The sequence below is a fragment of the Kerstersia gyiorum genome (genome assembly GCF_004216755.1).
Lineage (GTDB): Bacteria > Pseudomonadota > Gammaproteobacteria > Burkholderiales > Burkholderiaceae_B > Kerstersia > Kerstersia gyiorum.
This window is the reverse complement of the sequence record NZ_SGWZ01000002.1, coordinates 323522-344106: the sequence shown is the minus strand read 5'-3', so window position 1 is coordinate 344106 and position 20585 is coordinate 323522. Positions and strand designations below refer to the sequence as shown.

The window sequence follows — 20585 nt, the reverse complement described above, 5'->3', positions numbered from 1 at the left end:
ATCAATTCACTGAAAGCAGAGACAGCTTGCCATTGCCGGTTTGCACCAGCACGCCGGCGTAGCTGGCCTGCAAAGGAGAAACAATCGCGCCGCCACCCAGGCTGACACGGCCCAGCAGGTGACCATCGGCACGGTCGAGGAAATGCACATAGCCATCGTAGTCGCCTACCGCCACGACACCACCCTTCACCTGCGGCGCAGTCAGGCTGCGGTTGCGCAGGGCATCCTGGTGCCACAGGGTCGTGCCGTCTTCGAGCATGAAGCCGAACACTTCGCTGTTCTGGCTGCTGGCGAACAGCAGGCGGTCATCCACGGAAATACCCGAGGAACTGGAGAAATCCTTGCTCCAGACGATGCGGCCGCCCTGCGACACATCGAAGCACAGCACGCGGCCCTGGTAGGCGGCCGCGCAGAGCAAGGCGCCAACCACCTGCGGCTGGCCGACAACGTCGGTCACGCGTTCCAGGTCGGTCGCGCCCTTGGGCGTCGCCACGGTCCCTTCCCACTGGACGTTGCCGGTCGCCACATTGATGACCAGCATCTTGCCGCCCGGCATGCCGGTGATCAGCAACCCGTCCACCAGAATCATCTGGGTGGGGGCCCGCAACGCCAGCGCAGGGCCCGGACGCTGCACGCTCCACAGGCGCGCACCGGTGTCTGCATTGAAAGCCTGGATACGGTAGTCGCCACTGCGCACCACGACATAGCCGTCATCAACGACAGGTGGAATCAGAACTTCGCTGGTGGCCTTGGCACGCCACTTTTCCTGACCATCGCCATCCAGCGCGATGATCTCGCCCGCAGGCGTCACGACCACCACGAGATTGCCGTCGGTGCCCACCCCGGCAGACAGCTTGCGCGCCACCCGGTTGCTCCAGATCACACGGCCGGAAGACAGATCCACCTTGGAAACAGTGCCGCCGGGCGTAGCCGCATAGACGGCATCACCGCTGACGGCAGGCACGAAGCCGCTGCCGCCGCCGCTGCCGATATCCACGCTCCAGACAGTGGAGATCGTGGCGCCGGGCGTGTAGGACGTCAGCTTGGCAGGTTCATAGCGGTCATCGGAAGAAGCGCAGGCGCCAAGCAGCAGGCTGGCAGCCAGCGCGGCAGCGAAGGGCAGACGACGGAATTTACGCGGCAGCATCAGGATTGCCCTCCGGACAAGGCGTCAATTTTCAGTTTCAGATAACCGATCAGCGGATCATCTTCCTTCAGACCTGCACGAGCCTGATTCCAGGCCTTGCCCGCTTCTTCAACCTTGCCTTGCGCGAACAGGATATCGCCGCGGCGATCCTCGAACATGGCGACAAAGGCCTCGGGCGGATTGGCCAGCTGAGCCAGCGCCTCGTCATACTTGGCCTGGTCCAGCAGCAAGCCGGCCAGACGCAGGCGGGCGACCGGCGCCAGCGCCTTGTCACCGCTGCTGTTGATGACCCACTCCAGCTCGCGGCGCGCACCATCCTGGTCCTGCAGCGCAACCAGGCCATCGGCAGCAACCAGACTGCCGCGTGCAGCATAGCCCGTGCCGGCGAATTCGGTACGCAGGCTTTCGCTGGCGGCGGCAATGCGCGCCGCCGAATCCGGGCCGGGGTTCTGGACAGCCAGCTCCAGGGCTTCGAAATAGCCCATGGCCTGGGTGACCTTGCTGTGCTGATACCACTGCCAGCCACGGAAACCGGCAAAGGCGGCGGCAGCGATGAAGACCACCGCCAGCACCATCACGCCATAGCGCGACCACCAAGCCTTGAGCGAGTCAATTTGTTCCTGTTCGTCCAGATCGTATGCCATGATGCCTTTAAGCCTTGCTTACCAGATATTGCGACAATTGTTCCCAAGCCACCTGCTGCTGCGGCGCCGTATTGCCCTGTTCGTCGGCACGCAACCATTTGACGCTGGCGACGCGGCCCGAAACCTCTTCTTCACCCAGGATAACGGCAGCGCGAGCGCCGCTGGCATCCGCACGTTTGAACTGCGCTTTAAAGCCCGCAGCACCAGCATGCACAATCACAGACAGCCCGGCATCACGTAAAGTTTCCGCGATGCGCGCTGCAGACCGTTGCGCCTCGTCTCCCTGGTGCACGACATAGATGTCGCACTCGGGCTGGGGCGCCAGCCCGCCCTGCCCCCACAGATCGAGCAGGCGTTCCATGCCGATGGCAAAGCCGATGGCTGGCGTGGGCTTGCCGCCCAACAGGCTGATCAGGCCATCATAACGGCCACCGCCGCACACCGTGCCCTGGGCGCCAAGCTGGTCGGTAATCCATTCGAATACCGTACCGTTGTAATAATCCAGGCCCCGCACCATGCGCGGGTTCAAGGTATAGGCAATGCCTGCGTCTTCCAGGCGGGCCACCACACCGTCGAAATGGGCGCGGGATTCCTCACCCAGGAAATCAAACAGTTTGGGCGCAGCATTGGCCATTTCCTGCATGGCCGGATTCTTGGTATCGAGCACCCGCAACGGGTTGGTGTACATGCGACGCAAGCCATCTTCGTCGAGAATGTCCTTGTGCTGCTCCAGGTGCTTGATCAGCGCATCACGGTGCGCAGCGCGCTCCGCCGGCGCTCCCAACGAATTCAGTTCCAGGCGCATGCCCTGCAGGCCCAGGATTTTCCACAGCCGTGCCAGCATGACGATCAGTTCGGCATCGACATCCGGACCGGCAAAGCCCAGGGCCTCGACGTCGATCTGATGGAACTGGCGATAGCGGCCGCGCTGCGGCCGCTCATGGCGAAATACCGGCCCCAGCGAATAGACTCGCTGCGGACGGTCATACAGCAGGTTGTGCTCGATCGCCGCCCGCACGACGCCAGCCGTCATTTCGGGGCGCAGTGTCAGGGAGTCGCCATTCAGGCCGTCGGTGAAGGTATACATTTCCTTCTCGACGATATCGGTCACTTCACCGATGCCGCGCGTGAACAAGCGCGTCTGCTCCAAGATCGGCGTGCGCATATTGCGGTAACCATAGGCATGCAACCAATGCCTGACTATCTCTTCCAAAGCTTCCCAGCGCCCGCTTGCGTCCGGAAGCAAATCATTCATGCCGCGTATTGCGGAGACTTTCTGAAATGCCTGGGTCATATCGTTTTTCTAGAGGTTTCACGCATTCCGCCCAGCCCGCAGGCTGGAATACCGGAATACGGCGGCCAGTTTACTTGTTTTCGGAAGACGTGGCGGCCAGGCCGTAGCGGCGCTCGACATAATCCTCGACGATCGCCTGGAATTCCTCGGCAATCGTATCGCCCTTGAGCGTCACCGTACGTTCGCCGTCCACGAATACCGGGGCCGACGGCACTTCGCCGGTGCCTGGCAAGCTGATGCCGATATCCGCATGGCGGCTTTCGCCCGGGCCATTCACCACACAGCCCATGACCGCGACGTTCATGGTTTCCACGCCGGGATAGCGGGCGCGCCAGATGGGCATCTGGTTGCGCAGATAACTCTGGATGCTGTCAGCCAGTTCCTGGAAGAAGGTACTGCTGGTGCGGCCGCAACCCGGGCAAGCCACAACCATGGGCGTGAAGGCACGCAGGCCCATGCTCTGCAATATTTCCTGGGCCACGATGACTTCACGGGCCCGATCGCCACCCGGTTCAGGCGTAAGCGAAATCCGGATGGTATCGCCTATGCCTTCCTGCAACAGCACGGACAGCGCCGCCGTTGAAGCGACGATCCCCTTGCTGCCCATGCCGGCTTCGGTCAGCCCCAGGTGCAGCGGATAGTCGCAACGCGCCGACAGGTCGCGGTATACGGCGATCAGGTCCTGCACATGACTGACCTTGCAGGAAAGAATGATGCGGTTGCCCGGCAGGCCGATTTCTTCTGCGCGCCTGGCATTGCTGATGGCGGAGATCACCAGCGCATCACGCATGACCGCCTGGGCTTCCCAGGGCGTGGCGCGGCGGTTGTTCTCGTCCATCATGCGGGCCATGAGTTCATGGTCCAGGCTACCCCAGTTCACACCGATGCGTACGGGCTTGTCGTACTTGCAGGCGACCTCGATCATCTGCACGAAGTTGTCATCGCGCTTTTTACCGCCACCCATGTTTCCGGGATTGATGCGGTACTTGGACAACGCCTGGGCGCACTCAGGATACTGGGTCAGCAACTTGTGACCGTTGTAATGGAAGTCGCCCACCAGCGGCACATTGACGCCCATGCGGTCGAGCTGTTCGCGGATCGCGGGTACTTCCTTGGCGGCATCCGGCGTATTGACGGTAATCCGCACCATTTCGGAACCGGCCTGCGCCAGCGCCTTGACCTGGATGGCCGTTTCTATGGGATTGGCGGTGTCGGTATTGGTCATGGATTGCACCACGACCGGCGCGCCGCCACCAACCAGGACTTCATGGCCGAGCCAGGACACCCTGACCTGACGTGTCGCACGGCGCACGCCCGGCCCCATGGGATAGGGCTGCTCGGACATCAGGGACGTTTCGTCTGTTTGCATTGTTTCTCGCTGCATCCAGCGCCAACTCATTCAAAAACCAGCCAGCCCTGCCAGTAGGCCAGCAATGCTGCCGCCAGCGCCACGACAACCAGCGCCAGCAGCCAAAGCAGCGTCGAACCGCCACGGCGGGCAGGATCGGCCACCAGGGGATCGGCCGCCGAAAACGCTCTTGCCAGCCCTACGCCCGGCCGCTCGCCAGGCGCCAGGCCATTGAGCAGGTCGTGCTCACGCAAGCCTACCTGGCGCGCATAAGCCTTGACCATACCACGCAGCGGCAGCCCCTTGGGCAGCGCATTCCACTGCCCGGACTCCAGCGCCCGCAACTGCGCAACGGAAAAACGGATATGCGCCGACACTTCTTCCAGAGACAGCCCCTGCGCCTCGCGCGCACGCCGCAACACAGCGCCCGGCATACCGGCGAGTTCGTCCAGGACTGCGGCACTCATGCACGCATCTCCACGATGGGAATGGCGATGTCGCCCTGGCGCACACGGCGCTCTTTCAGGCGGGTACGGTCTTTCACATCCCCTGCCAGCTGACCGCAGGCGGCGTCGATATCGTCGCCGCGCGTCTTGCGCACGGTCACAATGACGCCAGCGTCCATCAGGCGCTGGGCGAACGCCTTCACCCGCGCAGCCGAAGAACGCTTCAGGCCCGATTGCGGGAAAGGATTGAAAGGAATCAGATTCAGCTTGCACTTCACCTGGCGTGCCACCCGTATCAGCTCACGCGCATTATCGTCGGTATCGTTGACGCCATCGAGCATGACATACTCGAAGGTCACGAAATCGCGCGGCGCAAACTCCAGATAGCGATTGCACGCGTCCAGCAATTCCGCCAGCGGATATTTCTTGTTCAGGGGCACCAAGCGATCGCGCAGCGCATCGTTGGGCGCATGCAGGGAGACCGCCAGCGCCACCGGGCAATCCTGCGACAGCCGGTCCATCATCGGCACCACGCCGGAGGTCGAGACCGTCACGCGGCGCCGCGACAGGCCATAGGCATTGTCATCAAGCATGAGCCGCAAGGCGCCGACCACCTGATCGTAGTTGAGCAAGGGTTCGCCCATGCCCATCATGACGACATTGCTGACCACGCGGGTGGGATCTATTTCTGCTGCACCCTCGCCCAGGCGGGCCGTGCCGCGATCGGCATCCAGCACGCGGCGCACATGCCAGAGCTGGCCGATGATTTCCGCAGTGGAAAGATTGCGATTGAAACCCTGATACCCCGTGGAACAGAACGGACAGGCCACCGTACAGCCGGCCTGGCTCGAAATGCACAGGGTGCCCCGGTCATCTTCGGGGATGAAGACTGTCTCGACGGCATTATTGTTGCCCACATCGAACAACCACTTGCGGGTGCCGTCGGAGGAACGTTGTTCTGTCACGACGCCAGGCGCTGCGATATCGCAACGGGCGTCGAGCTGTTGGCGGAAATCCTTCGCCAGATCGCTCATGGCGGAAAATTCGCCAACGCCGCGCTGGTGTACCCAGCGCAGCAGTTGCTTGGCACGAAACGGCTTACCCCCCCACTGCTCGACCTGAGCAGTCAGGTCCCGGGGCTGCAAGCCCAGCAAATTGACCCGCCCGGCGTCCACTGCCTGAGCGCCAGCCGCGGACTGCGCAACGCGCTCCGCCTGGCCGCTGGCCTGCGGACGTTGCGCGCCGGAAACTTCCTGCGTTTCGGATGGAATGCGGCTAGTGCCTGGGCTGGTAATCATGTTCGCCTCGTGCCGGTCTGCGCCCGCAGGCGTCGGGTACTGCACCGGCGCCAGCGAGCCATTGAAATCAACGGCTGTGGATGTTGATTTCGGGGAAGAAGAAAGCCACTTCGACGGCAGCGGTTTCCGGTGCGTCGGAACCGTGCACGGCGTTGGCGTCGATGCTTTCGGCGAAATCGGCGCGGATGGTGCCGGCTTCTGCCTTCTTGGGATCGGTTGCGCCCATCAGTTCACGGTTCTTCAGGATGGCGCCTTCGCCTTCCAGAACTTGCACGAACACGGGACCGGAGATCATGAAATCAACCAGATCCTTGAAGAAAGGACGCTCTTTGTGCACTGCGTAGAAACGCTCGGCGTCGGCGCGCGACAGTTGGGCCAGGCGGCCAGCCACGATCTTCAGACCAGCTTGTTCAAAGCGGGCAATGATCTGGCCGATCACATTCTTGGCCACTGCGTCGGGCTTGATAATCGACAGGGTGCGTTCGATAGCCATCAGGATACTCCAGGGGGAAGGCGTATTGAAAAATCGGAAAGGGAATCAACAGCGCGCCCGAACCCCGGACTCCTGGCCAGGGCGGCCGTCTGCTGCTGCAAACGCCAGAACTGGCGCCGAAGACCTCGGCCATCCAGGCAGCAACACGGCAGGCATAGATATTCCGGGCTTTTTACAGCAACCCGGCATTCTAACATGCAGCCATGGCGGGATACACCTTAAAATGTTAGATTGCAAGGGCATAAATGGGTTCCCCTGGGCCTGACGGTGTCGGCGGACACCGCCCCCAAGACGGGCAGCCGCCCCAACCGATATCATCTAACACGATATCGTCCAGGGCCGCCCGGAATGCCGAGCCACCGCACGAACACACTGTTTTCTGGCCGACGCCGGCCCGCAACGATCCGGCGCCGGCACAGACACCTTCCTTATCGCGCCGCACGACAAGGCGCAACGCTGAAACTGGTATGACCGATTCTTCCACTCCCGACACTGCTTCCCAAAACGAACTGCCCAAGAGCTTCGAACCCGCTGACATCGAAGCCCGCTGGTATGACACCTGGAGCCGCCTGGATCTCTTCCGTTCCGGCCAGCACGTCCACGGACCGCAAGCGACCGGCAAACCTTACGTGATCCACTTCCCGCCGCCCAACGTAACGGGCACGCTGCACATGGGGCACGCCTTCAACCAGACCATCATGGATGGCCTGGTGCGCTACCATCGCATGCGCGGCTATGACACCGCTTTCATCCCCGGCACCGATCACGCCGGCATTGCGACGCAGATCGTCGTGGAACGCCAGCTCGACGCCCAGAAAGTGTCACGTCATGACCTGGGCCGCGAAAAATTCCTGGAAAAAGTGTGGGAATGGAAGCACCAGTCCGGCACGACCATTACCAATCAGGTGCGCCGCCTGGGTGCCTCGGCCGATTGGGAGCGCGAGTATTTCACCATGGACGAGCAGATGTCCAAGGGCGTGCTGGAAACCTTTGTACGCCTGTATCGCGAAGGCCTGATCTACCGCGGCAAACGCCTGGTGAACTGGGATCCCAAGCTGCTGACTGCAGTCTCCGACCTGGAAGTGGTTTCCGAGGAAACCGATGGCCACCTGTGGCACATCCTCTACCCCTTTGCCGATGGCCCGCAAACCATCACCGACAAAGAGGGCAACAGCGTGACGCTGACCGGCCTGACCGTCGCCACGACGCGCCCGGAAACCATGCTGGGCGACAACGCGGTGGCCGTCCACCCGGAAGACGAGCGCTACCGCCATCTGGTCGGCAAAATGCTGAACCTGCCGCTGACCGGGCGCCAGATTCCCATCATCGCGGACGATTTCGTCGATCGCGAGTTCGGCACCGGCTGCGTGAAGATCACCGGCGCGCATGACTTCAACGACTACGCCTGCGCCCAACGCCACGGCCTGCCGCTGATTTCCATCCTCACCCCCGACGCCCGCATCAACGACAACGCACCTGCGGCTTTCCGCGGCATGGATCGCTACGACGCCCGCGATGCCATCGTCAAGGCGCTGGAGACCGAGGGTCTGCTGGTTCGTATCGACAGCCACAAGATGATGCAGCCCAAGGGCGACCGTACCGGTGTGGTCCTGGAACCCATGCTGACCGACCAGTGGTTTGTCGCCATGAGCAAGCCTGCCGGCGCAGGCTCCAGCCACGAAGGCAAGAGCATTACCGAAGTCGCACTGGATGTGGTGCGCAACGGCGATATCAAATTCTTCCAGGACAACTGGACCAACACCTATTACCAGTGGCTGGAAAACATCCAGGACTGGTGCATTTCCCGGCAACTGTGGTGGGGCCACCAGATTCCCGCCTGGTACGCCGAAGATGGCCAGTTGTTCGTGGCGCACAGCGAAGAGGAAGCCTACGCCCAGGCTCGCGCCGCCGGCGTGCAAGGTGAGCTGAAGCGCGACCAGGACGTTCTGGACACCTGGTTCTCTTCCGCCCTGGTGCCCTTCACTGCCTTCGGCTGGCCCGAAGACACGCCAGACATCCAGCGCTACCTGCCCTCCAGCGTGCTGGTCACCGGCTTCGACATCATTTTCTTCTGGGTGGCGCGCATGGTCATCATGAGCACCCACCTGACCGGCAAGGTGCCTTTCAATGATGTCTATGTCCACGGCCTGATCCGCGACGCGGACGGCCAGAAGATGAGCAAGTCCAAAGGCAACACCCTGGACCCGGTCGACCTGATCGACGGCATCGACCTTGAAGGCCTGGTCAAGAAACGCACCTTCGGCCTGATGAACCCCAAGCAGGCCGGCGACATCGAAAAGAAAACGCGCAAGCAGTTCCCTGACGGCATTCCCGCCTACGGTGCCGATGCGCTGCGCTTCACCATGGCCGCCTATGCCACGCTGGGCCGCAATATCAACTTCGATCTGAAACGCTGCGAAGGCTACCGCAACTTCTGCAACAAGCTGTGGAACGCCACGCGCTTCGTACTGATGCAGACCGAAGGCCATCGGGTCGCGCAGGCCGGGGCGCCCGCGAATCGCGCCGCACTCAGCATTGCCGACCGCTGGATCCTGAGCCGCCTGCAAACCCTGGCCGCCGAAGTCGAAAAAGGCTATGCCGGCTATCGCTTCGACAATATTGCCAACGCCATCTACCAGTTCGCCTGGAATGAGTACTGCGACTGGTATCTGGAGCTCTCGAAAGTCCAGATCCAGCAAGGCACGCCGGAGCAGGCCCAGGCCACCCGCGACACCCTCCTGCATGTGCTCGACAGCCTGCTGCGCATCACCCACCCCATCATGCCCTTCATCACCGAAGAGCTGTGGCAACGCGTTTCCGTCGCCGCCGGCGTGCGCGCCGAAGGCCAGGAAACCAGCATCAGCATCCAGGCTCACCCGCTAGCCGACGCCAGCCTGCAGGACGCCGAGGCCGAAGCCGCCATCGAAGCGCTCAAGGCCCGTATCGAAGCCGTACGCGCCCTGCGAGGCGAAATGAACCTGTCGCCCGCGCAGCGTGTGCCGCTGCTGGCGGAAGGCGATGCTGCCACACTGGAAATCCAGCGCCCCTACCTGGCTTCGCTCGCCAAGCTGAGCGGCGTGGAGATCGTCTCTGCCCTGCCCGACCTTGGTGCCCCGGTCCAGGTGGTGGGCGACGCCCGCCTGATGCTGCACGTGGAAATCGACGTGGCCGCTGAAAAAGCGCGCCTGGAAAAGGAAATCGCGCGCCTGGAAGGCGAAATCACGAAGGCCGAAAGCAAGCTGTCCAACGAGAATTTCGTGGCTCGCGCGCCGGCTGCCGTCGTCGACCAGGAAAAGCTGCGTGTCGCCCAATTCCGCGAAACCCTCGAAAAAGTGCGCGGCCAATACGCCCGCCTGCGCAGCTGAAGGACGCGAACGGCATGAATACCCCAGCAAACGAAACCATCATCATCGTCGGCGGCGGCCATGCCGCCGCCCAACTGTGCGCCAGCCTGTCCCAGGCCGGCCTCGCCAGCCAGACCACCCTGATCTGCGAAGAACCCCTGCTGCCCTACCATCGGCCGCCGCTTTCCAAGGCCTTTCTCAAGGCTGCCGAAGAGCAACCCATGCCGCACCGCCCGGCAGACTGGTATGAACAGGCCGGCATCCAGGTACTCACAGGCGATGGCGTTGCCGCCATTGACCGCACACAAAAGCACGTGCGCCTGCAGAGCGGACGGGAACTGCCCTGGAGCCGCCTGGTGCTGGCAACCGGCACCCGCGCCCGCACCCTGCCCGAGCTGGACACAACGCTGAGCAACGTTACCAGCCTGCGCCATGCCGCAGACGCGGAACGCCTGCGCGCCCTGCTGGCGGATGCACAGCAGGTGGTGATTCTGGGCGGCGGCTTCATCGGCCTGGAAATTGCCGCTACCGCGCACGCCCAGGGTAAGCAGGTCATTGTCCTCGAAGCCGCCCCGCGCCTGATGGGACGCGCGGCTTCGCCCGAGCTTTCCGAACACGTGCTGCACAGCCACCGCAACAACGGCCTGGATGTGCGCACCGGCCTTTCGGCCAGCGGCTTCGAGACTCAGGACGGCAAGGTCACCGCCCTCATTGCCGGCGGCGAACGCCTGCCGCTGGACCTGCTGGTCCTGGGCATAGGCGCGGTACCGGAAACCACGCTGGCAGAAGCCGCGGGGCTGGCCTGCGAAGACGGTGTCATCGTTGACGCCTACATGCGCACCAGCGACGCCGACATTCTTGCAATCGGCGACTGCACACGCTTCGACGAAGCCTACACCGGCCGCCAGTTGCGCCTGGAGTCGGTCCAGAACGCCAACGACCAGGCCAAGACCGCCTGCGCCACGCTGACCGGCACGCCCGCGCCACACCGGGCGCTACCGTGGTTCTGGTCGGAGCAAGGCAGCATGCGTCTGCAGATGGCAGGCCTGCCGCCCGCCGCCGGCACGGCCGGGCAACTGATCGTGCGCCGCCAGGGCGCCAAGCCGGAATCGTTTTCGCTATTCCACTACGTTGATGACAAACTGGTTTGCGTGGAATCGGTCAATGCGCCGCTGGATCACGTCACCAGCCGCAAGTTGCTGGAATGGGGCATCAGTCCTGCGCCTGAAGCCGTGGCGGATGCCGGTGTTGCCTTGAAGTCCTTTGTGCCGACCCCAGCCCCTGCACCGGCCGCCTGAGACAGACCAGACAACAGACAAAGGCACCACCCGAGCAGCCTTCGCGCTTCCTTCTGCGCACGGCCGCCAAAAGCCCGACATGGCCGAAATCGCGGCCATGTCGGGCTTTCTGTTTTTCAGGACTGCAAGCCCAGCAGGAATTTCTCGTCTGCCTTGTCCAGCCGCCCCTCTCGCCGGGCCGCCTCGATCAGCTCCGGCCGCCGCGCCAAGGTCAAGCGCAAAGACTGATCACGCCGCCAGCGCGCAATGCGTGCGTGATGTCCGGACAGCAGCGCCTCCGGAACAGGCTCGCCGTCATAGACCTCAGGTCGGGTGTAATGCGGGCTGTCCAGCAGACCGTCCAGGTTCACATGAAAGGAATCCTGCAAAGCGGACTGATCGTCATTCAACACCCCGGGCAACAACCGTACGCAGGCGTCCATCATGGGGACGGCAGCCAGCTCCCCGCCAGACAGGACGAAATCGCCCAAGGACCACTCTTCATCCACGCAACGGTCGACAAAGCGCTGGTCCACGCCTTCGTAGCGACCGCACACCAGTATCTTGCCAGGCCCGGCCACCCATTGCGCGGCCGCTGCCTGGTCGAAGCGCCGCCCTGTTGGCGATAACAGAACCACCTGCCCCCTGGGCTGCCCCAGGCGCTCGCGATCCGCCTGCGCGTCGCGCAATGCCGCCTCGAGCGGAGCCGCCAGCATGACCATGCCCGGGCCACCTCCGTAGGGACGGTCATCCACGGTACGGTGCACGTCCTGCGTGTAATCACGGGGATTCCAGGCCTTGAATGACCACAAGCCCTGCGACAGCGCACGACTGGTCACGCCATGTGCGGTGATGCCGGCAAAAATTTCGGGAAACAGGGTAATAGCGTCAAAACGCATGGCAGGCGCAAGCCTTCTTCAAGAGAGACGAAACACAAAGACGGCAAGACCGCACAACACCCGCATGAACAGCAAAAACCGGCAGGGTCAGAACCCCATGCAGGCAGCGGCATAAATGCAAAAAGCCGGCCTGAGCCAGCTTTTCGGAAATTACCACAGAGTGTTCACTGCGGCAGATATCAACCTGAAGAAACCTTCCGTGCCACCTGGCGGCAACCCGGCGTTTCGAGCATCTAGAAATCCAACGGCCAGTTCGTGACGATGCGCCGGCCCGGGAGATCGACTTCCTGCAGGTGCGCGTCGACGAAGGGCACAAGTGCAGTGACGGGACGATCTTTTTCATCCAGCACATCCACCCAGGCACCATCCTGCTCACGCTGACGGCGCACCGACAACACGGCATGCGCACCATTGTCGGAGACATCGGCCACCACGCCCATGACGACATGAGCACCACTGTCGTCCAACCCCCACACCTGGCAATCCATCAGATCGACCCAGTAGTATTCCCCATCATCAGTTTCCGGGAAATCACTGCGGTCAACCATGACGAGCATGCCCTTGAGCGGCTCGGCATCATTGCGGTCGGAGATGCCATCCAGCGCGCCCACAATGGTGGAGCCCTGGGTACGAGACAGCTTGACCTTCCAGGCCCTGGCTTCCGCCAGGACGGGCCCGGTCGCCCGCGACGACGGCACCAGCCACCAGCGCTTGGCCGACAGCAAGGCTTCCGAACGTGCAGAATGGGGCTGGATCTTGATCCAGCCCCTCAGGCCATAGGCAGAAACGATGCGGCCCAGCTCAATCAGATTGGCTGGCGCGCTGGCACCAGCCTGGCTGCGCGGCGCTTCAGACATCTATCAGGCTGCGGCCGAAACCTTGGCCGAGTATTCCTTGACCAGGCGAGCGACGACGGGCGACAGCTGGGCGCCGTTGCTGACCCAGTATTGCACGCGCTCCAGCGACAGGCGCAGGCCTTCTTCGTTTTCACGGGCAACGGGGTTGTAGAAGCCTACGCGCTCAACGAAGCGGCCGTCACGACGGTTGCGCGAATCAGCAGCAACCACGTTGTAGAAAGGACGTTTTTTGGAGCCACCACGGGCCAGACGAATCACCACCATGAGGGCAGTTCCTTGAAAAAGTTTATGAAAAGCTCTTTAGTATAAAGCAAAAACGAAAGACCCGGAAGCAGGCAAATCATCCGACAACCTGCCTCCCGGCCCATCTTTTCCGCATCGCAACCGGCGCCCCGGAAAAAGCCGGCTTGGGCGTTGCGCGGCGTATGGTACAGCCTGCAACCCACCCCTGCACCGCCCCTCTGCCGAGCGGCAATCAGTCTGCCAGCCGCAGCAACAGCCACTCGGACACATCGCGGCAGCCGGCCAGCCGATTTCCTTACTTCAGCCACACCCGCGCATTGCGGAAGAAGCGCAGCCAAGGGGAGTAATCGCCACCCTGGTCGGCAGCACCCCAGCGCGCCGGCGCCCACGACATCATGGCGTTGCGGGTCACCCGCTCCGGGTGCGGCATCATGACCGTAAAGCGGCCGTCTGCGGTGGTCACGGCCGTCAGCCCATCCGGGCTGCCGTTGGGATTGAACGGATAGGCTTCGGTAGCCTCGCCGCGGTTATCGACAAAGCGCGCTGCCGCCAATACCTTGTCGCGATTGCCCTGCAACGAGAAATCGGCATAGCCCTCGCCATGCGCCACGGCCACCGGTATGCGCGCCCCTTCCATGCCGCTGAAGAACAACGATGGAGAGGACTGCACTTCGACCATGGAAACACGCGCTTCGTATTTCTCGGACTGGTTGCGGGTGAAACGCGGCCAGTTTTCCGCACCGGGAATCATGGAAGCAAGCGCCGCCATCATCTGGCAACCATTGCACACCCCCAGGCCGAAGGTATCGGGACGGGCAAAGTACGCCGCGAACTGCTGTGCCAGCTTGTCATTGAGCTGGATCGTGCGCGCCCAGCCTTCGCCCGCGCCCAGCACGTCGCCGTAGCTGAAGCCGCCCACGGCCACCAGGCCCTGCATGGACGCCAGCGACGCCTGGCCGGACAGCAGATCGGTCATGTGCACGTCGACCGCCTCGAAACCGGACTTGTCGAAAGCCCAGGCCATTTCGATATGACTATTGCAACCCTGCTCACGCAGAATGGCCACACGCGGACGCACGCCCGTTGCAATGTACGGCGCAGCCACGTCTTCCTGGGGATCGAACGCCACACGCGGCGTCATGCCAGGGTCGGCAAGGTCGAGCCAGGTATCGTATTCGGCCTGCGCCGATGCCGGATTATCGCGGCGCGAAGCAATGCGCCAGGACACTTCGCTCCAGATGCGGCCAAGCTCGGCACGGGGACGGTTCCAGATGCGGTGACCGTCGCGATAGAACTCGATTTCATCTGTCTGGTTGGGCGCGCCGATGACGTGCGTATGCGCGGACAGGCCAGCGCCACGGAACACCTGCAGCACGGCGTCGCGATCCTCGGCACGCACCTGGATCACCGCGCCAGCCTCTTCGGCGAACAAGGCCTTGAGCGTCGCTTCAGCGCGCTGCACGGAAACCTGTTCCGGCCGGATTTTGTAGTCGCCCCAGTCGGCCACGTTGGCATCGAAGGTCAGCATGTCGAGGTTGACCGACACACCGGTATGGCCGGCAAACGCCATTTCGCAAACCGTAGCGTACAGGCCGCCGTCGGAGCGATCATGGTAGGCCAGGATGCTGCCCGCTTCGGCCAGCGCACGAATGGCGGCAAAGAATGCGCGCAGGGATTCCGCATCGTCGATATCCGGCACGGCTTCGCCCAATTGGTTGAAGGCCTGCGCCAGGATAGACGCCCCCAGGCGGTGCTTGCCCTGCCCCAGGTCCACCAGGATCAATACGGTATTGCCCAGATCGGTGCGCAGTTGCGGCGTCAGGCTGTTGCGCACGTCTGCCACCGGCGCAAAGGCCGTGACGATCAGCGACACCGGAGACACCACTTCACGCCGCTCGCCCGCTTCTTCCCAGCCGGTCTTCATGGACAGGGAATCCTTGCCCACCGGGATCGACAGACCCACCTGCTGACACAATTCACTCACGGCCGAGACGGTGTCGAACAGCGCAGCGTCCTGTCCGGCAGAACCGCAGGCCGCCATCCAGTTGGCGGATAGCTTGATATCTTCCAGACGGCCGACGTCAGCTGCCACCAGATTGGTCAGCGCCTCAGCCACTGCCATGCGGCCCGAGGCCGGGGCGTCCAGCACAGCCAGCGGGGTACGCTCGCCCATCGCCATCGCCTCGCCACGGAACCCGTCATGATCGGCCAACGTCACGGCACAATCCGCCACCGGCACTTGCCACGGACCGACCATCTGGTCACGGCTGGACAGCCCGCCCACAGTACGGTCACCAATGGTGATGAGGAAACTCTTGTTCGCCACGGTAGGATGACGCAGCACGCGTTCTGCCGCATCGTCGAGCGAGATCAGCGTCAGGTCCAGCGGGCTGCCCTTGGGCGCACGATGCTGGACGTCGCGCAGCATGCGCGGCGGCTTGCCCAGGATGACATCCATGGGCACATCGACCGGATGCGGCTCGGCCGACGGAGCAGCCATGACATCCGCTGGCAGGGACGGCAGCCCGGCAAACAATTCGGCATCAGTGCCACGCGCGCCGTCCACCACCTTCAGGCGGCGCTCCTCCGTAGTGATGCCGACCACGGCATAGGGGCAGCGCTCGCGCCGGGCCAGGGCATCGAAACGCGCCAGGTCCTCAGGCAGGATGGCCAGCACGTAGCGCTCCTGCGATTCATTGCTCCAGATTTCCGCCGGCGACATGCCCGATTCTTCCACCGGCACCCGGCGCAAATCGAAAATGGCGCCACGGCCGGCATCATTAACCAGTTCGGGGAAGGCATTGGACAGACCGCCTGCGCCCACGTCGTGGATGGCCAGGATGGGATTTTCCGTACCCTGACGCCAGCAGGCATCAATGACTTCCTGCGCACGGCGTTCGATTTCCGGATTGCCGCGCTGCACGGAGTCGAAATCAAGTTCGGCGCTGTTGGCACCGACACCCATGCTGGACGCTGCCCCGCCGCCCATGCCGATGCGCAGGCCGGGACCGCCCAGCTGGATCAGCAGCGAACCCGGCGGAATGCCCAGCTTGTGGGTCTGATCGCCGTCGATGCTGCCCAGGCCGCCCGCAATCATGATGGGCTTGTGATACCCCCAGCGACCGTCTTCAGTGGTCTGCTCGTAAGTGCGGAAATAGCCCAGCAAGTTGGGCCGGCCGAATTCGTTATTGAAGGCTGCGCCGCCAAGCGGGCCCTCGATCATGATATCCAGCGGCGATGCGATCCGGTCGGGCAGGCCATGATGATCGTTTTCCCAGGGCTGGACCGCATCATCGAAACGCAGGTGCGACACCGTAAAGCCCGTCAGGCCGGCCTTGGGCTTGGACCCGCGCCCGGTCGCGCCTTCGTCGCGGATTTCGCCGCCAGCACCGGTAGATGCGCCGGGGAACGGCGCGATGGCCGTCGGGTGATTGTGGGTTTCCACCTTCATGAGCGTATGCACCGTGGCTTCGCGACGGCCGTAGGTACGCTCGCCCAGCTCTGCCTGTGCGCCAGGATAGAAACGCTGCGCCGTGCCGCCTTCCATGATGGCGGCATTATCCGAATAGGCAACGATGGTGCCCAGCGGCTGCGCTGCATGGGTGGCACGAATCATGCCGAACAGTGTCTGTTCCTGCGGCTGTCCGTCAATGACCCAGCTGGCATTGAAAATCTTGTGGCGGCAATGTTCACTGTTGGCCTGCGCGAACATCATCAGCTCAACATCGGTGGGGTTGCGGCCCAGATCGCCGAAGGACTTCAGCAGATAGTCGATCTCGTCATCGGACAGCGCCAGACCCAGTTCCGTATTGGCGCGTTCAAGCGCCACCCTGCCCTGCTCCAGCACGGGCACGGTCGCCAGCGGCTTGCCCTGCAGCTCGGCAAACAACGCGCTGCCATCGAAATCGGCATCCACCACGGTTTCCGTCATGCGGTCGTGCAGGCAGGCGGCGGCCTGCGCCAATTGCTGCGCGTCGAGTTTGCGCGTGCCCAGCAAGCCGCGTTGCAGCGTCAGCACATAACGCACACCGCGCTCCACCCGGCGTACGTTCTCCAGGCTGCAATTCTGCAGGATATCGGTCGTTTTGCTGGCCCACGGGGAAATCGTGCCCAGGCGGGGAATCACCCGCAGCACCAGAGCATCCTTGCCGGCTTCGGTACCGCCCACCGGCTTGCCGCCATTGAGCGCCAGCGCCAGGCGCTCGCGCCCGGCGTCGTCCAGGGGCGTCTCCGCCCAGGCAAAGTGTTCGTAATACGCGGCGACATCGGCCACGGGCAATCCCGCCTTGTGCAGTTGGGCAAGCAGGCGCTCGCGGCGGAATGCGGACAGGGCGGAGGAACCGGGAATGATAAGAAGCGATGAGGACACGGGGAAATACGCGCTCGGGCAAAAGAAGGAGGGAATGGCCGGATCAGGCAGGCCAAGGATGCCTGCCCTGCACCAGCTTCGGGCTTGGCGCCCATCAGCGCCGCAGGGCAGGATGAATCAAGATCCCGATTTTAACCCAGTGTCCTGCCCGGATATCACCCGTTGCCCGAACCTGGGCAGAAACACCACGCCGGCCGCCCTCCACTGCCCGCACGCCGGACTGGCCGAAAAGACGGACTGTGGGGATCGGGCTGGGGAACTGACGTTCTGCAGCACCATACAGGAACAAGGAACGCCCGCGAGGAGCGCCTGCGGCGCAGCATGAAAAATGTCCGCAAGCCTTCACCTGCAGGCCCAGGCTTGCGCAAGGGCCTGGACTCAGTCCGGATAAGACACTTCGACGATATCGAGTTCCTGGATGCCGCCAGGTGTGCGCAGCACCACCGTATCGCCTTCGCGCGCCTTGATCAGCGCACGCGCCACGGGTGAAATCCAGCTGATCTTGCCCGCCAGCGGTTCCGCCTCGTCCACGCCGACGATCGTGACGGTATGGCTCTCGCCGTCCTGGTTTTCATAGGTGACGGTAGCCCCAAAGAAAACCTGGTCGCGATTGGGCTGCAAGGCAGGGTCGACAACCTCTGCAATTTCCAGGCGCTTGGTCAGGAAACGCATGCGCCTGTCGATTTCACGCAGGCGCTTCTTGCCGTACAGGTAGTCGCCGTTCTCGGAACGGTCGCCATTGGATGCCGCCCAGGAAACAATCGAAACGACTTCCGGGCGCTCCACCGTCATCAGGTGCGCCAGTTCGTCTCGCATGGCCTGAAAGCCCTGCGGTGTCATGTAGTTGCGTGAGCCCGAAGGCAGCGCCTGGGCCTCGGGCAACTCATCATCATCGTCCCTGTCGGTTTCCTTGACGAATGCCTTGTTCATTTCCCCTACCTTTTATGTTGCTGCGACGCCCCACCCTGGACCCGGCGGGCCGATGGTGCGGCTCGCTCATCCTCATGGAAAGCTGCCGGCTCAGAACCAGTCCCGCCACACAGGCGTGAGGCTGGCAGGCAGCGGCGGCAGGCTGCCCAGATCCGCCCGGCTTTCGGTGGTGCTATGGAAGTCCGAACCGCAGGACGCCCTGAACCCGTAATAACGCGCTACGGATTCGTACTCGGCATATTGTTCCGGGCGATGGCTGCCAGTCACGACCTCGATGGCCGTTCCGCCCAGATCACGGAAGGTCGAAAACAGGCCATCGAACTGCACGGGTGTGTAGCGATAGCGTCCGGGGTGAGCGATGACCGCCACCCCGCCAGCGGCGCGAATCCAGGAAACTGCATCTTCAAGCGTGGCCCACTTCATGGGCACTTGCGCCGGCCCGCCATCCTGGAGGTAGAGGTCGAAGGCCTGCTGCACGTTTTCCACATGGCCTGCCTGCAGCAGATAACGCGCGAAGTGGGTGCGGCTCAGGAGGTTTTCATTGCCGGCCAGCGCCAGCGCTCCCTCGTAGGTGCCTTCTATGCCCAATTCGGCAAACCGCCGGCCAATACGCTCCGCGCGCTCGCTGCGGTCGCGCCGGATGTCTGCCAGCCCCTGCACCAGCACAGGATGGCGACGGTCGAAGGCCAGGCCCACGATGTGCACGGTATGCCCCGCCCAGGTCACGGAAATTTCCACGCCGTTGACGAAGCACAGGCCCAGGGCCACTGCCTCGGTTTCTGCCTCGTCCAGGCCACGCAGTTCATCATGGTCGGTCAGCGACCAGACCTTCACGCCATTGGCCGCCGCGCGCCGCGCGACGGCAGCGGGCGCCAGCGCGCCATCTGAAGCCAGCGAGTGGCAATGCAGATCGAAGCAGATCGTTTGCCCCGCGGGCAACTGGTAGCCCTCAGGCGTGATCCCGGCAGTACGGTCAGTATTCATGATGGCCATTTTAAAACGGCCTGCCGCAGGAACGCAGCCACCGCTGCGATCTGATCCTCCTGCAACAGGGACGGCGCATGGCCAACGCCTTCGAATTCGACCAGGCGCGCATCCTGGCGCGCCGCCAGCATACCCTCGACCGTTGCCGGCACCAGGATATCGGACTGCGCTCCCCGCAGGATCAGGACCGGGCCGTCCAGCGTCTCGTAGCATTGCCACAGCATCTGTTCGGCTGCCGCCTGACTCATTCCGTCCGGCGGCGCCAGCCCCATGGCAATGCCCGGATCATAGTTCGGCACCCAGGCTCCCTCGTGCTGCATATAGGCATGGCGGGCGAGTTCGCGCCATTGCGCATCGGTATGCGGACCATACGGCGCAGCCACCGCCTTCATTTCCGCCACGGCATCTTCGAAACTGGCAAAGACATTACGTCTGCCCACGTAGGAAGCAATGCGCATCAGCCCTGCAACCCCCACATGCGGCCCGACATCATTGAGAACCATGCCCGAGAGCGCCGGCAGCGCCGCTGCCTTGGCCGCCGCCCCCGGACCCTTGCCCGGCGTACGTCGGGCTGCCGCCAGAGCGCCCGCAAAAGCCATGCCGATCAACCCGCCCATAGAAGTACCCACCCAGGCCAACCGCCTGGGCCGGATACGTGCGAACAGAGTTGTGAGATCGGCGACGTATTGCGGTACGGAATAGAACACCGGATTGGCCAGCCAGTCAGATTCCCCACGGCCAGCAATATCCGGGCAGACCACCCGAAAATCGTTGGACAAGGCCCGCGCCAGCGCATCGAAGTCCCGGCCCGTCCGGGTCAGGCCATGCACACACAGCACGACATCCGTATTGGCGGGATCGCCCCATTCCCAATAGGCCATGCGGTGCATACCGGCCGGACTGGCACAGACAACACTTTCCAGACGAGGATTGGACATGAAAGGCTCCTGTTGGTGGCTTGCACGGAAATACGGACTGGCCGTCAACCATGATGGCCTGCTGCTGTCGGAAA

Annotated in this window: 16 protein-coding genes; 2 read left to right on the top strand and 14 right to left on the bottom strand. The window is 63.2% G+C overall.

The genetic code is table 11. The features are described 5' to 3' along the window. Position 1 precedes the first annotated feature (1 nt). The 7 genes from bamB to ndk all read right to left on the bottom strand — a co-directional run bounded on the left by bamB (position 2) and on the right by ndk (position 6670). The gene (bamB, locus tag EV679_RS07860) at positions 2-1147 is read right to left on the bottom strand and encodes an outer membrane protein assembly factor BamB (protein WP_068368445.1); all 1146 of its coding nucleotides are present in this window, start codon (positions 1145-1147) and stop codon (positions 2-4) included. Further along, entirely contained in the window at positions 1147-1791 is a 645-nt protein-coding gene (locus EV679_RS07855; protein WP_127773699.1) for a YfgM family protein, read from the bottom strand. Before EV679_RS07855 ends, bamB begins: the two co-directional genes overlap by 1 nt. Positions 1792-1798: 7 nt before the next feature. Then, the gene (gene hisS / locus EV679_RS07850) at positions 1799-3085 is read right to left on the bottom strand and encodes a histidine--tRNA ligase (RefSeq protein WP_130486920.1); all 1287 of its coding nucleotides are present in this window, start codon (positions 3083-3085) and stop codon (positions 1799-1801) included. Between the two features lie 70 nt (positions 3086-3155). Further along, a complete protein-coding gene (gene ispG, locus EV679_RS07845; RefSeq protein ID WP_068368455.1) occupies positions 3156-4454 on the bottom strand; it encodes a flavodoxin-dependent (E)-4-hydroxy-3-methylbut-2-enyl-diphosphate synthase in 1299 nt (432 codons plus the stop codon). Between the two features lie 26 nt (positions 4455-4480). Next, on the bottom strand, positions 4481-4900 hold the full coding sequence (locus EV679_RS07840) for a helix-turn-helix domain-containing protein (RefSeq protein ID WP_083969447.1): 420 nt from the start codon (positions 4898-4900) through the stop codon (positions 4481-4483). Next, positions 4897-6177 (bottom strand): dual-specificity RNA methyltransferase RlmN, encoded by a 1281-nt coding sequence (gene rlmN, locus EV679_RS07835; RefSeq protein WP_130486919.1) that lies wholly within the window; start codon positions 6175-6177, stop codon positions 4897-4899. Before rlmN ends, EV679_RS07840 begins: the two co-directional genes overlap by 4 nt. Positions 6178-6244: 67 nt before the next feature. Then, positions 6245-6670 (bottom strand): nucleoside-diphosphate kinase, encoded by a 426-nt coding sequence (ndk, locus tag EV679_RS07830; RefSeq protein ID WP_068368458.1) that lies wholly within the window; start codon positions 6668-6670, stop codon positions 6245-6247. A gap of 467 nt (positions 6671-7137) precedes the next feature. Between ndk and EV679_RS07825 the strand changes: the two genes are divergently transcribed. Both EV679_RS07825 and EV679_RS07820 read left to right on the top strand, forming a co-directional pair. Then, positions 7138-10035: a valine--tRNA ligase gene (locus EV679_RS07825; RefSeq protein ID WP_130486918.1), complete on the top strand. Its 2898-nt coding sequence runs from the start codon at positions 7138-7140 to the stop codon at positions 10033-10035. Between the two features lie 14 nt (positions 10036-10049). After that, positions 10050-11312 (top strand): NAD(P)/FAD-dependent oxidoreductase, encoded by a 1263-nt coding sequence (locus EV679_RS07820; RefSeq protein ID WP_130486917.1) that lies wholly within the window; start codon positions 10050-10052, stop codon positions 11310-11312. Positions 11313-11428: 116 nt separating this feature from the next. Here the strand turns inward: EV679_RS07820 and trmD are convergent, their stop codons facing one another. The 7 genes from trmD to EV679_RS07785 all read right to left on the bottom strand — a co-directional run bounded on the left by trmD (position 11429) and on the right by EV679_RS07785 (position 20511). Beyond that, positions 11429-12190: a tRNA (guanosine(37)-N1)-methyltransferase TrmD gene (gene trmD / locus EV679_RS07815; protein WP_127773689.1), complete on the bottom strand. Its 762-nt coding sequence runs from the start codon at positions 12188-12190 to the stop codon at positions 11429-11431. Positions 12191-12423: 233 nt separating this feature from the next. After that, positions 12424-13047: a ribosome maturation factor RimM gene (gene rimM / locus EV679_RS07810; protein ID WP_068368470.1), complete on the bottom strand. Its 624-nt coding sequence runs from the start codon at positions 13045-13047 to the stop codon at positions 12424-12426. 3 nt (positions 13048-13050) lie between these two features. Beyond that, positions 13051-13311, bottom strand: a complete 261-nt coding sequence (rpsP, locus tag EV679_RS07805) for a 30S ribosomal protein S16 (RefSeq protein ID WP_068368473.1) — start codon at positions 13309-13311, stop codon at positions 13051-13053. A 274-nt stretch (positions 13312-13585) separates the two neighbouring features. Continuing rightward, positions 13586-17659: a phosphoribosylformylglycinamidine synthase gene (purL, locus tag EV679_RS07800; protein WP_207224907.1), complete on the bottom strand. Its 4074-nt coding sequence runs from the start codon at positions 17657-17659 to the stop codon at positions 13586-13588. Between the two features lie 378 nt (positions 17660-18037). Further along, entirely contained in the window at positions 18038-18589 is a 552-nt protein-coding gene (gene greB, locus EV679_RS07795) for a transcription elongation factor GreB (RefSeq protein ID WP_068368478.1), read from the bottom strand. A 90-nt stretch (positions 18590-18679) separates the two neighbouring features. Beyond that, positions 18680-19573, bottom strand: a complete 894-nt coding sequence (locus EV679_RS07790) for a PHP domain-containing protein (RefSeq protein WP_238591315.1) — start codon at positions 19571-19573, stop codon at positions 18680-18682. Beyond that, positions 19570-20511, bottom strand: a complete 942-nt coding sequence (locus tag EV679_RS07785; RefSeq protein WP_130486916.1) for an alpha/beta fold hydrolase — start codon at positions 20509-20511, stop codon at positions 19570-19572. The genes EV679_RS07790 and EV679_RS07785 overlap by 4 nt, the downstream gene beginning before the upstream one ends. Between the last annotated feature and the right edge of the window lie 74 nt (positions 20512-20585).